Below are 14,792 nucleotides of genomic sequence, written 5' to 3'. Positions count from 1 at the left end.
TCTCTTGTTCTTATTGCGACAATTCAATTTTAGGTTGCCACTTATGCCAATCGTCATCAACATCTCGTGCTAACTTAAATAGTTGTCCTTGCTCTGCTGGCTGAAAAGTTTCATTAACGTCAACTTCAGGTGTCGCAAAAGCTATACCACCGGCAAGCAGTGTTTCTATAGATTCTGAGTCTATATTGATCCCTGAAAAAAGCCCCGCATCAATACGAATACCGCTGGTATTCCAAAACCGACTGCTTTGACTTACTAAAGGCGCATAACGCGGATAAATATTAATATAGATATTAACGGTGTCGGCAGTAGGTGATAAGTCGACACCAATTACCCGACCAACTTTAACTTGTCGATAGAGCACAGGATTGCCAGTTCTTACTGAACCTAAGTTTTTTGCACTTAATGAAAGATTTAACCCTGAAGGAAGCGTCGTTGTTACAGGCATAATGGCTTTGGCCTCAAAGCGATGACTTATTTCTCCCTTACCTGGCATTAATCCAATAAAGCCCCCCTCTAGAATAGCGCCAACATTTACTGAGCCCACAAGAGCAAGCTCTGGTTTAGCAAACCAAAATTTTGAGTCTGCAACCGCGAACTTTCGGCCACTGTCATTTAGAAAAGCATAAACGGTTGCGCCAAATCCTTGCTGATCAAATTTGATCCGAGAAACTAAGCCAACTTGTTGATCTTGATATTTTATTTTTAAATTATTTTTCAAGCCCTCTACATCACTAAAATGAATTTCTATGGCAACGCCCGCTAATTTTGCATACTCAACATTATCAAATAAGGTAAATTTCTCTCCCTCTTCAACGGTGTCTTGCTCAGGCTTTATTTCTGGGTTTATAAAACTGATCCCCCCCTTTAATATCGCATCAGCAGATTCTGTTTTAACAATAAAATTCCCTAGACCACCGCTTATAGTTACACCACTGGCGTTGTAGAAACGGGTAAAATTAGAAATTAAATGTCGGTATTCTTCATCAACGGTAATATTTATTTCAACGTTATTACCTGTAGTATCGAGAGAAACATTATCCACTTGTCCTACAGCTATGCCTCTAAAGCTAATAGGACTGCCTGGATTAACGACATTCCCTTGCTCTGATTTTAGCGAAAGTTGTAGTCCTTGTGATGATAAGTGTTTTGCCGGTGGTAAGTCAGTGACAATAAAATCATGGGCTTTTTCACCTTCTCCAACGTTAACGCTGATATACGCCCCGCCAAATAAAGCATCGGTATTTGTCATTCCTGACAAGGATAAGTCGGCATTAACGAGCCAAAACTGACTGTTTTCTCGGAGAATATATTCGTAATCAGTTAAGACCCCAACCTGAAGGGTAACTTGGTCTTGCTGGCGAATGACTTTATGAACAGAACCAATTTCTTCACCTCTTAGCATGATACGGGTTTTGTTACTTAAACCATGGGCACTATTCGTATAAAGGTTAAATGTTGAACGTTGTTTAGCCACGTTTTTATCAATAAACAGCTGAAAGCTATCACCATTCTTAGGTGCTGATTTTTCATTATTATCACCTAAGTCAAAAGCAATACCGCCCGCTAACATCGACTGAATAGATTGTGCTTGTATATCAAAATTTTGTAAGCCACCTGAAATATGCAAACCACTGGCGTTCCAAAAGTGACTATCACTAGAAACAAAGCTTTTGTATTTAGGTTCAATGAAAATGTGTACTAAAAATTCATTAGGGCCAATATTTTCAATTGCCTGAATAGTACCTACTTTCTGCTGTTTATAATAAATATTAGAGCTTGTGGTTAAAGAGCCAACATCTTGTGCTTTTAACACTAAATGTAACCCAGGCTCACTATATTGGTAGGCAGGCTCTTGATTATATACGTTAAATTTATTTAACGGTTTACCATCAACTGATGGACGAATACCAATGTGAGCGCCTAGCATTAATGTATGTAAATTTGTAACGCCGCCTAAGTCCAGATTTGGCGCTATAACAAAAAACTGCGAACCACTGGTTAAATAGGGAATGATACGAGGATTGATAATAGCACTGGCTTCGATGATCCTTTCTTCGGGATCAATACGAGTAAAGTCGGTAATCTTTCCTAATGTTAACCCTTGATACATAATCGCTGCATCGCGATCTATACCTGAATTCCAGTTTAACATTAACTGAATTTCATGGCCCATATTGGCGGTTTCATAATCAGAATATAAGGTGAAATTTTGGCCGTTGATAGCTGGTCCCATAACAGCTTCATAATCAGAGTTTCCAAAAGCCACACCTCCAGCAACAACAGATGCCAGTGAATCGGTATGAACAGTAACACCACTAGTTAATGAGCCTGATACTGTTACGCCACTGGTATTCCAAAAACGCGAGTTTTCTTTTACTAAGTTAGCGTACTCAGGTTCAATAAAAAGGTTAATATTGATCAGATCAGAAGTTGCCTCATAGTTAAATCCAGCGACATAACCGACGGTAATTTGTTTAAATAAAACCGGCGATTTCTTGCCTAATGAACCCAAAGTTTTTGTAGTTAATGATACATGTAAACCTGGCGTTGCTTGATCTAATACCGGTTCTTCACTTAAGGCAATAAAGTGACTCCTTGCTTTACCTTCTTCTTCTATATCAGGTATCACATTTATGTAACTCCCTGATAACAAAGTGTCTAATCCGGTAATACCTTGAAATGAAACGTCGGCAGTCACGTACCAAAAACGTGTTTTATCGGTCAACATTTTTTTTGAGCTTGAAATCATTTCAATTTCGACAATAACACTCTGTAAGTCTTCAGATACTTCAACGTCACGAACAATACCTGTGGTAAGTCCTTTATAGCGAACTTGAGTTTTACCAACCACAATACCACTTGCACTTTCAAACTGAACGGTGATAAACGTGCCTCGGTCAGAAACAGCTTTTATAATTAGCCAAGCACCAAATAACAACGCAATAATAGGCACTAACCAGACAGCAGAAATACCTTCTCGACTTTTAATAATAGCTTTTGATTCGGCAAGAATAGTTTTATTTGTCATGATGAGGGACATCCGTTTTGTTATATGTTTTTTCAGAAAGTGACTGATGATTATGCTTCTGATAGTTATCCCATAATAGTCGCGGATCAAAGCTTTCCGCGGCAAAAATGGTAAAAATTACCATTAAAGTAAAGTAGGTAATACCAACTGCTGGTTCAATACTAGATAAAAAGCCTAAATTAACGACCGCAGCCATGACCGTCACCACGAATACATCGAGCATTGACCATGGTCCTAAAAATTCGACAATATGATATAACTTTCCTTGTTGTTTTAACGACAATTGTGTTTTTCTTTTGGTGTTGTACATCAAGGTAAATAGCCCAATAATTTTCCCTAAGGGTATAACAAAGCTAGCAATAAAAATGATGATCGCTACCGGCAACATCCCCATTTGAATAAAAATGGCGATCCCCTCCAAAATGGTTGATGCTTCGGGGTTGCCGAAAGTGTAAAACACCATCATAGGATAAATATTAGCCGGAATAAACATCACTAACGCGGCAATGGTCCAAGCTAACGTGTATTCAATACTTTTAGGTTTTCGAGCAGAAAATAGCGTTAAACAGCGTGAACAGACTTGTCGCTCGCTATGCATAACATTGAGCTTATGACACTTTGGGCAACTGCCTAAACCTGCGGCAAGGGCTTTATTGCTCAAGAGATTTCTCCAGCTCATGCCATATATTGTGCTGATCTATTGTCACCGACACCAATGTTGAACATAACAACAGGAATATTAGGCTAATTAACCCACCATCAATCGTCATATCAGCCAGTGAAGAAAGTTTATACATAGAAACAACAACACCAAGTAAAAAAACGTGGAGCATCGTCCAAGTATCTAAAACATGATAAGAGCGAAAAAACACTAGCAACGAAGGTTTAATTTTTTGAAACTTTATGCACCATGAAATATATAAGGCCGTGATCAGCCTCACTACAGGGATAGCAATGGTAAACATAAAAATAGCAAAGGCGAGTACGTAATTGCGACTATCAATTAAAAGCGTAATACAGTCAACCAGAGAGGCATCATTGTAAAGACCTGCGGCGCCGATGCCAATAATAGGTAATAATGCCGCGGGTAAAAAAAACAATAACCCTGCAATGGCGACAGCAAGGGTTCGATTAATCGCATCCCTCTTCTTTGAAAACAACATCGCGCCACAACAACCACATAAAGCATTTTGTCCTTCTAATAAATACGGCATAGGTAATAACGAATCGCATTGATGACAAGCAATCATATTATTAACAACTGAATGATTTTTCACTAAAGACCCAGTTCCATCAAGATAATTACCCTTACCTTTAAAATCAACAAATTACCAACTAATAATATCTATTTTAGTGTACGACATTAACCTATCTTAGCCAATAAAAAAGCAGCTTATTAAGCTGCTTTATGTTCAGGATGAACGGTATGTCTTGGTGCCATGGATGGCAAATAAAGACGATGTTCAGGATGAACGGTATGTCTTAGTGCCATGGATGGCAGATAAAGACAATGTTCAGAACTCGCTATAAGCGACTATTTTATCGTCGACATGTATTGCACTAAGGCGGCAATATCTGCATCTTCTAGCTTCATAGCAATATTTCGCATCATGCCATTTTTGTCATTGTTGCGAGCTCCCGAACGAAAACTTTCCAACTGAGCAGTTAAGTACATTGCATTTTGTCCGCCCAGAGCTGGGAAACCAGCTTGTGACATGCCTTTTGCATCAGCGCCATGGCAAGCAATACAAGCGGTAATTCCACGCTCTATATCACCACCAAAATATAGCTTTTTACCAACATCACTGGTTGCTCCACCCGCATATTTTGCAGGTTGTGCACTATAATAAGCGCCTAAATCAAGCATATCTTGTTCGCTCAATGCCATGGCCATACCACCCATAATTGCATTAACACGACCTTCTTTTCCGCCCGAAGTTAGCCCCGTTTTAAAGTCAGCTAATTGTTTCGCGATATAGCTACTACCTTGTCCAGCCAGACTAGGATACATAGGTACTAAGCTATTACCATCAACACCGTGACATGCTCCACACATTGCAGATTTTGTTTTACCGGCATCAACATTACCTTGGGCAGCATAGCTGATATTTAGTGCACTTGTTCCTAATAAAACCAAGCTTAGTAGTATTCTTTTCATCAATGAGCTCTCTATATATGTAGATAATTAAATGTGGCTAGCAATGATTGGTAAGGTTATTACCTTAGGCACTGCAGTCTTCAATATCAAACAGTTTACACAAGTTATACCCATCGGACTAATTTATTGATCACTTAGCAGGCATAAAAAAGCAGCTTATTAAGCTGCTTTTTTAAAAATATTCTTTTAACCGTGCTTTATTTCATTGAAGACATGTATTGCGCTAATGCATCCATGTCATTTTTCTTCAAACGTTTAGCTATATTTCCCATCATGCCATTACGATCATTATTGCGTTCACCGGTTTTAAAACTCATTAACTGTGCAGTTAAGTATTCAACACTTTGATTAGCAACAACAGGGAAACCAGCTTTTGCAACACCTTTACCCGTTGCGCCATGACAAGCGATACAAGCGGTAATACCACGAGCTGGGTCTCCACCAAAGTATAATTTGCGCCCTAGTTCAGAGCCATTGCCATTACCTGGCGTCGGTTTTTGACTAGCAAAATATGCGCCTAATTCAGCCATGTCTTGTTCAGACAAGGCTGCAGCCATACCTGCCATTACCGCATTTTCACGCACACCAGATTTAAACTCTTTTAGTTGTTTAGCTGTATATTCCGCATGTTGTCCTGCTAATTTTGGATACATAGGCACTAAACTATTACCGTCCGCACCGTGACAAGCACTACACATTGCTGACTTTGCTTTTCCGGCAATAGCTTCTTCGGTAATAATCGCAACCTTAGTAACACGCTTAGGTTTTACATGAGCAACGGCCTTGGTATCAGCAAAATAGGCGCTCATATCGGCAATATCTTCATCGGTCATCGCACCAGCAAATTGATTCATTGCATAGTTAATGCGCGTTTTATCTTTAAAAGCATATAATTGCTTTTCGATATACTGGGCATGTTGGTTGGCTAAATTAGGGTTGATTAGTACCTGACTATTGCCCTCTTTACCATGGCAGCCGATACAGCTAGCAATATTACGTGAAGCATCACCTAATTCGTAAAGGCTCTTACCTGCACTAGCATTGCCAACATAAGCAACAGTTTCTACTACAGCAGCCGGAGCTGAATGCATGCTAGCAAGTTCAACTGAAACGGTTGCGCCACTTCTATCTAAACTTGAGAAGTAAGCACCGATATCAACCATATCTTGATCGGATAAGCCAGCAGCCATTGGTCCCATCATAGCGTTGACACGTGTACCACTTTTAAAGGCTTGTAGTTGTTTAACAATATAGGCAGCATGCTGACCCGCTAAGTTAGGAAACGCATCACTTGCGCCAATCCCATTAGCACCATGACAAGCACTACACATAGCTGCTTTACTTTTACCTGCATCAACACTTCCGGTTGCTGCGAACGCGACATTAATACTCGTTACGGCAAGAATTAACGAAAAAATAATTTTATTCATTGAATGGCTCTCTGCTCTATTACTATTGATTAAGTATTCACTAAAAAATAAACGGATGAATATAAAAAACTAGTCATATTTTACACTAATATCATCACGGTGTAATAAGCATAGTAAAAATTAAGCTTAAAAAATGACACTTTTTACTGTTTCACGAGAAAAAAAAGATATAATGCTTTTTTTATTTGTTATTGGACACCATTTTGTCATCACCTGTTATTCATTTAAGTAAAGCCACTTTCACTTTAAGTGCGCCGGATATTCGTCGCTTGCCTGAAGACAACGGTATAGAAGTGGCCTTTGCGGGACGTTCAAATGCGGGTAAATCAAGCGCACTAAATACCTTAACTAACCAACGTGGTTTAGCTCGTGTCAGTAAAACACCGGGTCGAACGCAGCTTATTAACATTTTTGAAGTCGCACCTAACAGACGTTTGGTTGACTTACCCGGTTACGGCTTTGCCAAAGTGCCGATTGAAATGAAGAAAAAATGGCAAAAAGCACTTGGCGAATATTTAGAAAAACGTGATTGTTTAAAAGGCCTAGTTATTTTAATGGATATTCGTCATCCGTTAAAAGATCTTGATATGGACTTGATCCAATGGGCCGCGGACAGTGATTTACCGATATTGGCGTTATTAACAAAATGCGACAAGCTTTCACAAGGTAAAAGAAGTGCTGAAGTGCTTCAGGTAAAAAAAGCCTTAGCATCGTTAAATGCAGATATTACCGTACAAGCTTTTTCATCATTAAAATATACGGGGTTAGAAACAGCAAATGACCTAATTTGTAAGTGGTTGTCTGCCGATTTACCAACAGACCTTCCCGAAAGTGAAGAGTTTTAGCATCGCCATTTAATGCCAAGTGACCTTACTAAGGTCTAACTTGGCTAATGTTTTTCATACGAAAAACGCGATAAACAAAACATTCATTTTTCAATCATTAATCTTCACCCACAAACCTAACAAGCAAATTGATGCTGCTATCAAACCATGGCAACATAGTGCTTTAAAACTTATTCTTTCAAAAAGGCTCGTCAATTAATGGCTACCATTGCTGAACTCATCGCAACAGAACTTAACGTTAAAACCGCTCAGATAACTTCAGCAATTAACTTGCTTGATGACGGCGCAACCGTACCTTTTATTGCGCGTTACCGTAAAGAGGTAACTCAAGGGTTAGACGATAATCATCTGCGTCACATTGATCAACGTTTAAGTTATTTACGTGAGCTTGAAGATCGTCGAAAAGTCATTATTACCAGCATCACCCAACAAGATAAATTAACGCCAGCATTAGAAAAAGAATTACAAGCCGCAGACAACAAAACCCGTTTAGAAGATTTATATTTACCGTTTAAACCTAAGCGTCGCACTAAAGGCCAAATAGCCATAGAGTCGGGTTTAGAACCGCTTGCCAATAACCTTTATAATAACTGGGCGTTAACGCCAGAAATTGAAGCAAAAACTTTTATCAATAATGATGCCGGTTTTAGCGATGAAAAATCAGTCCTTGAGGGCGCTATTTATATCCTTATTGAACGTTTTGCTCAAGACGCCAATTTATTACAAAAGCTGCGTAAGCATTTATTAAAGCAAGCACATTTAACCAGTATTGTCGCTAAAGGCAAACAGCAAGAAGGCGCTAAATATCGCGACTATTTCGAGCACTCAGAATTATTAAAAAATGTTCCCTCACATCGTGCTTTAGCGATGTTGCGTGGTCGCAATGAAAAAATATTACAACTCAGTATTAACGTAGACCCAAACCAAGAAGATAGTCAGTACTCAAGTGCCGAACAAATTATTTGTGAGCACTACAATCTGCGTTTAACCGGACAAGCTGGTGCAGAATTTATCACTAAAGTGGTACGCTGGGCATGGAAAATAAAATTAAGCCTAAGCTTAGAAACTGAACTATTGGGTAATTTACGTGAACAAGCAGAAAATGGGGCGATAAAAGTTTTTGCCACCAATTTAAGTGATTTATTAATGGCTGCGCCCGCTGGTGCAAAAACGACACTAGGCTTAGACCCAGGTATGCGAACGGGTTGTAAATTAGCGATTGTTGATGCTACCGGTAAATTATTACAAACCGCGACAATTTTCCCACACGCACCACAGAATCATTGGGAAAAATCAGTACGAACCTTAGTCAATTTATGCCAACAACACAAAGTTGAATTACTCGCGATAGGTAATGGTACTGGCTCACGTGAAAGTGACAAACTCGCGGCAGAGGTTATTCAGGCATTAGAAGCAAATAAACCACAAAAAGTGATGGTCAGTGAGGCAGGTGCTTCTGTTTATTCTGCTTCAGAATTTGCCGCAAAAGAATTTCCAGATTTAGACGTCTCTATTCGTGGCGCGGTTTCTATTGCACGGCGTTTACAAGACCCATTAGCTGAACTAGTGAAAATTGACCCTAAAGCGATTGGCGTTGGTCAATATCAACATGACGTAAGTCAGAGCCAGCTAAGTAAAACCCTCGACAATGTCATAGAAGATTGTGTAAATAATGTCGGTGTTGACTTAAATAGTGCTTCGGCTGCGTTATTAACACGAGTTTCAGGATTAAATAAAACGATGGCTGATAACGTCGTTGCTTATCGCGACGAACATGGTCGTTTTGATGACAGAAAAGAACTCAAGAAAGTAGCGCGTTTGGGTCCTAAAGCCTTTGAACAGGCAGCGGGATTTTTACGTATTTCAGGTGGTAAAAATCCACTAGACAATTCAGGTGTTCATCCAGAAAGCTACCCAGTTATTGAAAAGATCATTGCCCATCTTAATAGCAACATTAGTGATTTAATCGGTAATAGTGAACAATTAAGTAAAATTAATATCACAGATCTCAACGATATTAATATTGGCGAATTAACGCTTAAAGATATTATTAGTGAGCTAGAAAAGCCCGGCCGAGATCCTCGACCTGTTTTTAAAGCTGCACAGTTTAAAGAAGGTGTAAATACCATTAATGACTTAACTGTCGGCATGGTACTTGAAGGTGTTATTTCAAACGTTGCCAATTTTGGTGCCTTTGTCGATTTAGGTGTTCATCAAGATGGCTTAGTACATATTTCATCACTTACTGACAAATTTGTTAGCGACCCACGTGAAATTGTGAAAGCAGGTGATATTGTTAAAGTAAAAGTAATGGAAGTTGATGCGGCTAGAAAACGCATTAGCTTATCTATGCGTTTAGATGAAACAGTGACCACCAAGCCAGAACAAAACCAACAGACGAATAAGCCTCAGCCTCGTTCACAAAATACCACACCCAAAACAGCTAAGCCAAACCCGCAACGTAATACAAAGCCACCCGCTAAAAAGAGTGAAAATGCCGCTATGGGTAACGCTTTTGCTGATGCCTTTGCTAAGTTTAAAAAGTAGTAGAGGGGTGATGTTGGTACTGAAGTTATCAGTATCAACGACTAGATCCTGAAATAAATTCAGGATGACGGTTTTTTATTCTAAAGACTTGGTTATGTTCAATTTATGCTAAAGACCTCGTCATACTGAATTTATTCTAAAGACTGCTTCATGTTGAGTTTATGCTAAAGACTTCGTCATGCTGAACTTATGCTAAAGACCTCGTCATACTGAACTTGTTTCAGTATCTGTGCTTTTTGCTATATTGATAACACTAGATCCTGAAATAAATTCAGGATGACGGTTTTTTATTTTAAAGACTTGGTTATGTTCAATTTATGCTAAAGGCTTCGTCGTGCTGAATTTATGCTAAATACTTCGTCATGCTGAACTTGTTTCAGTATCTGTGCTTCTTTCCATATTCATAACACTAGATCCTGAAATAAATTCAGGATGACGGTCTTTTATTCTAAATAATTGGTTGTGTTGAATTTATGCTAAAGACCTCGTCATACTGAATTTATTCTAAAGACTGCTTCATGTTGAGTTTATGCTAAATACCCCGTCATGCTGAACTTGCTTCAGTATCTGTGCTTCTTGCTATATTCATAACACTAGATCCTGAAATAAATTCAGGATGACGGTTTTTTATTTTAAAGGCTTGGTCATGTTCAATTTATGCTAAAGACTTGGTTATGTTCAATTTATGCTAAAGACCTCGTCATACTGAATTTATTCTAAAGACTGCTTCATGTTGAGTTTATGCTAAAGACTCCGTCATGCTGAACTTGTTTCAGTATCTGTGCTTCTTGCTATATTCATAACACTAGATCCTGAAATAAATTCAGGATGACGGTTTTTGGGACGGTTGTTTTTGTATTAGGATGACATATGCGTTCTTTGGCATCCATGCCACCTCGCTATACTGTACATAAAAAAGGGGAAGCAAAAGCTTCCCCAAAAAACCTCAGAATAGGAGGTCAACTAACGCAAAACGTGTGAATTCTTTGCTTTTATGTAACGGTATACTTATAAAACGTATTTTGCTGAAAATTGTAAGTAGTCAGAATCAACATTTTTATCTGCCATTTCAAAATTACCCACTTCAACACCAAAGGATAATTGCTGAGTAACATTTTTAAATAAATTTACGCCCCAATGTGTACGGTCATAATCTGCAACTTCTGTAGTGGTGTTACCATAAAAGGCCGTGCTTCGTAAATCTTCGGTCCAGAAATGGCGGTATGCAACGCTGATTGAGGTTGTTTCTTCAACTTCTTCGCCAATTAAATCTTTTGATGCGGTTACGCCAATATAGCGACCTACTTCACCACCATGAAATTGAAAACGAAAGTCATCTTTGCCAAAAGTATTAATGCGACCTGAAATACCATAACCTAGTGCTGATTCTTCATTACCACCAACGGTTTGTAATCGTTTGGCTACCGCGGCAATAGCGACATTACCCCAATCGCCTTTAAAATTATAACGAGCAATAACATCAGGCATAGAATCATTGCCACTGACACCACCATATGATTCTGGATTTTCAACAGAGACCTGAAAGTTACCCATAGTGTAACGAACTTGTCCTTGACGAATAAAAGCTGCCGATAACAATGGACCACCAAAATCAGCGGCTTCTGCAAGTGCACTGGTGTTAACAAAAGTTGACCAAGTGTCACCAATTAATAGATCTTTATATTTAATAAATGCATGACGAATACGTGGGTTTGACGAATTTGAGATAATTTCATTACCCCCTCCTCTAACAGCGTCTCCATAGAAATCCATTTCAATAAAACCGGTTAAATCACCATGTTTATATTTAGTATTAATGCGTGATTCATTTACCGCAATACCAAAATTAGAAATACTATTGTCTAGTGCCGTGCCACTACCATACCAATAATCAGTTGCTGCAACAGTACCATCGATGTAACGTGCGTCGGCTTTGATGTAACCACCGAAAGTAATACTATCGTCGTTGTCTAATTTAATTTCGTAAGCCGCATTTGCTGTGCCAGCCAGTGCGAATAATCCTGTTGCTAATAGAAGCTTTTTCTTGTTAAACATTTTGCTATCCCCGTTTGTTGTGTATTAGCCTCAGAAAAACTGCAGATACGATCTTTTGGCTACTTTTTATCGTTTTATTTTTATTTTATGGATATAACTTAAAACGTTAATCGCTATTTAGAAATTAGACATAAGTCTAAAGGGGATGTTTTTTGCCTGTTAAAAACGATTCTTTCATCTTATAAAATTGTATATTTAACGATAATTACACTTGAAGCGGTTAGGAAATGTTAGGCTGATCATAGCTTTGCTTGTATTATCCTCGAGTGAATAACTAATAATGAAAAAAGGTAAATTTAGATGAGAAAATCTCTTATTCTTGCCAGTGGCGTTGCAATTATTTCTGCACTGACACCAACCCTGTTGTCGGCAAAACAACTAAGCGTTGACGACTATAAAAAAGCTGAACAACAATTATCAAGCTATACCAGTAAGTTAGTAACAGGTACTGTTGACTACCCGTTATGGTCAAGCAATGACACTTTGGTATACCGCAGCCATACTGAAGACGGCGATAAATTTTTTAAAGTTGATATTAATAGCCAGAAAAAATCTCTCGCATTCGATCATAAAAAATTAGCAGAATCACTTGCTCGCATTACTGATAGCGAAGTAAATCACGATAAGTTCCCTTTCACTCAAGTAGAGTTTATATCTGCAAACAACATCAAATTTTCAGTAAAGGCAAAGAGTTACCAATGTGATTTAACTCATTATTTATGCCAGCTTGATGAACTAAGCCAAAAAAGTGCGGAAAACTTATCACCTGATGGTAAACGTGCCGTCTTTATTCGCGATCATAATCTATGGTTACGTGATTTAATAACAGATAAAGAAAGCCAACTCACCACTGACGGTATTAAAGACTTTGGCTATGCAACCAATAATGCTGGCTGGGTTCGTCGTGATTCTCCCGTAGTGACTTGGGCGCCTGACTCAAAAAAATTAACCACCTTTAAGCATGATGGCCGCAACGTAGGTGACATGGGCATAGTGTCAACCGCAGTTGGCCATCCAACAATTGACGTTTGGAAGTATCCTTTACCGGGTGATGAACATATATTTGCTATTCATCGTGTCGTTATCGACGTTGAAAGTAAAAAGGTCACGCCACTTGATATGGCACCCGATGCTCACCGTTCAACAATCACCGACCATGTAGCTGGACGTAACGGCGAACTATTAGACATAGATTGGGCTGACGATAGTAAAACATTTGCCTTTGTTTCTTCTACGCGCGATCACAAAACTGCCACGTTGAAAATTGCTGATGCTAAAACCGGTAAAGTTAAGCTTGTTATGTCAGAAACACAAAAAAGCTTTTTTGAATCAGGTGTCGATGGCATTAGTTGGCAGTATTTAGAAAAAAGTAATGAGGCTATTTGGTTTTCTCAGCGCAGTAACTGGGGACATTTATACCTAATAGATTTAGCAACGGGGAAAGTTAAACAACAAATTACCCAAGGTGACTGGACGGTTATCGAATTACTCCATGTTGATCAACAAACGGGTAAGCTTATTTTCACTGGCGCAGGCAAAGAAGGCAGTGACCCTTATTACCATTATCTTTACAGCGTTAACAAAGATGGCTCTGAGTTAACCTTATTAACACCCGAGAAAAAGCACCATCGCATTACGTTAAACAAAGCCGGCACACACTTTTTAGACCGCGCGGCAACACCAACAACCGCTGAAATAAGCCGAGTACGTGCCGTTAGTAATAACAAAGAATTGACCATAGAAACCATGGATATTAGCCAATTAAAAGCGTCTGGCTGGCAAGCACCGGTTGAATTTATTGTTAAAGACAGAAACGGTGAAAATGATATTTATGGTTTAATGTACAAGCCAACAAATTTTGACGCCAGCCAATCTTACCCTGTAGTTAATTATTTATATCCAGGTCCACAAGTAGGTAGTATTCGTGGCCGTCATTTTCGTAGCTCTCGTGGCGATAATCAAGCAATTGCTGAGTTAGGCTTTATTGTTATAGAAATTGATGCTTTGGGTACACCGGGTCGCTCAAAAGCTTTCCATGAATTTTATTATGGCAACATGGGCGACAGTGGTATTCCTGATCAAGTTTCTGCCATTGAACAGTTAGCTAAGCGTCATAATTGGATTGATGTAACACGCGTTGGTATTTGGGGTCATTCTGGCGGTGGTTTCGCATCAACTCGTGCGTTATTAACTTTTCCAAATTTCTACAAAGTAGCCGTATCACAGGCAGGTAATCATGATAACCGTAACTATGCTGATGAATGGGGCGAAAAATACCATGGTCTTGAAGTTATAGATGAAGAAGGCATTAGCAATTACGACAGCCAAGCAAACCAGTTATCGGTTGACAGTTTGCAAGGTAAATTATTGATCGCTCACGGTACAACCGATACCAATGTACCACCTTACAATACTTTAATTGTCGTTGAAGCTTTAATTAAGGCTAACAAAGATTTTGATATGTTGATGTTACCTAATCGCGGCCACGGTTTTGCGCGTGAACCTTACATGATGCGCAAACGTTGGGATTATTTTGTTGAACATTTAATGGGAGCAACGCCACCCAAAGAGTTTCAGTTTTCTAAATAAAACAGCTTTATAACCCAATAAAAAAGACGCTTACTGCGTCTTTTTTATTGGCATTACATTATTTTTATCAGCCCTAGCTTGCCAATTATTCGCTTACACTTGCGCTAGATCAAAACAATTAGCCAACGTTGCCATAA

The 14,792-nt window shown here is 38.9% G+C and carries 9 protein-coding genes and 1 pseudogene; 3 read left to right on the top strand and 7 right to left on the bottom strand.

Translation table 11 applies throughout. The features are described from left to right. Positions 1 to 10 precede the first annotated feature (10 nt). From H4J70_RS07400 to H4J70_RS21005, 6 genes and pseudogenes are all read right to left on the bottom strand, one after another. Positions 11 to 3,031 carry a PqiB family protein gene (locus tag H4J70_RS07400; RefSeq protein ID WP_182221340.1) on the bottom strand — a complete coding sequence of 1,007 codons (3,021 nt, stop codon included), beginning with the start codon at positions 3,029 to 3,031 and terminating at the stop codon, positions 11 to 13. Beyond that, positions 3,021 to 3,692 (bottom strand): paraquat-inducible protein A, encoded by a 672-nt coding sequence (locus H4J70_RS07395; RefSeq protein WP_182214519.1) that lies wholly within the window; start codon positions 3,690 to 3,692, stop codon positions 3,021 to 3,023. Before H4J70_RS07395 ends, H4J70_RS07400 begins: the two co-directional genes overlap by 11 nt. Next, a complete protein-coding gene (locus H4J70_RS07390) occupies positions 3,682 to 4,308 on the bottom strand; it encodes a paraquat-inducible protein A (RefSeq protein ID WP_182221341.1) in 627 nt (208 codons plus the stop codon). Before H4J70_RS07390 ends, H4J70_RS07395 begins: the two co-directional genes overlap by 11 nt. A 257-nt stretch (positions 4,309 to 4,565) precedes the next feature. After that, the gene (locus H4J70_RS07385) at positions 4,566 to 5,189 is read right to left on the bottom strand and encodes a cytochrome c (protein WP_070375442.1); all 624 of its coding nucleotides are present in this window, start codon (positions 5,187 to 5,189) and stop codon (positions 4,566 to 4,568) included. A gap of 197 nt (positions 5,190 to 5,386) precedes the next feature. After that, complete coding sequence (locus tag H4J70_RS21010; protein WP_220470368.1) at positions 5,387 to 5,998, bottom strand: c-type cytochrome; 612 nt, start codon at positions 5,996 to 5,998, stop codon at positions 5,387 to 5,389. Further along, positions 5,993 to 6,619: pseudogene (locus tag H4J70_RS21005) on the bottom strand (c-type cytochrome); the annotation flags it as partial. The pseudogene H4J70_RS21005 and the gene H4J70_RS21010, both read right to left, overlap by 6 nt. A 203-nt stretch (positions 6,620 to 6,822) precedes the next feature. On the opposite strand from H4J70_RS21005, the gene yihA reads away from it, so the two are divergent. Both yihA and H4J70_RS07370 read left to right on the top strand, forming a co-directional pair. Further along, entirely contained in the window at positions 6,823 to 7,464 is a 642-nt protein-coding gene (yihA, locus tag H4J70_RS07375; RefSeq protein WP_220465222.1) for a ribosome biogenesis GTP-binding protein YihA/YsxC, read from the top strand. 198 nt (positions 7,465 to 7,662) lie between these two features. Next, a complete protein-coding gene (locus tag H4J70_RS07370; RefSeq protein ID WP_182250815.1) occupies positions 7,663 to 10,011 on the top strand; it encodes a Tex family protein in 2,349 nt (782 codons plus the stop codon). Between the two features lie 1,008 nt (positions 10,012 to 11,019). Here the strand turns inward: H4J70_RS07370 and H4J70_RS07365 are convergent. Continuing rightward, positions 11,020 to 12,066, bottom strand: coding sequence for a DcaP family trimeric outer membrane transporter (locus H4J70_RS07365; RefSeq protein WP_070375439.1), 1,047 nt, complete (start codon positions 12,064 to 12,066; stop codon positions 11,020 to 11,022). 300 nt (positions 12,067 to 12,366) lie between these two features. Between H4J70_RS07365 and H4J70_RS07360 the strand changes: the two genes are divergently transcribed. Continuing rightward, a complete protein-coding gene (locus tag H4J70_RS07360; RefSeq protein ID WP_182221344.1) occupies positions 12,367 to 14,655 on the top strand; it encodes a DPP IV N-terminal domain-containing protein in 2,289 nt (762 codons plus the stop codon). Positions 14,656 to 14,792 lie beyond the last annotated feature (137 nt).

It is taken from the genome of Colwellia sp. BRX8-9, from assembly GCF_014077245.1.
Taxonomy (GTDB): Bacteria; Pseudomonadota; Gammaproteobacteria; order Enterobacterales; family Alteromonadaceae; genus Colwellia_A.
Note: the sequence above shows the minus strand (reverse complement) of the source record. Positions and strands in the feature narration are given on the sequence as shown.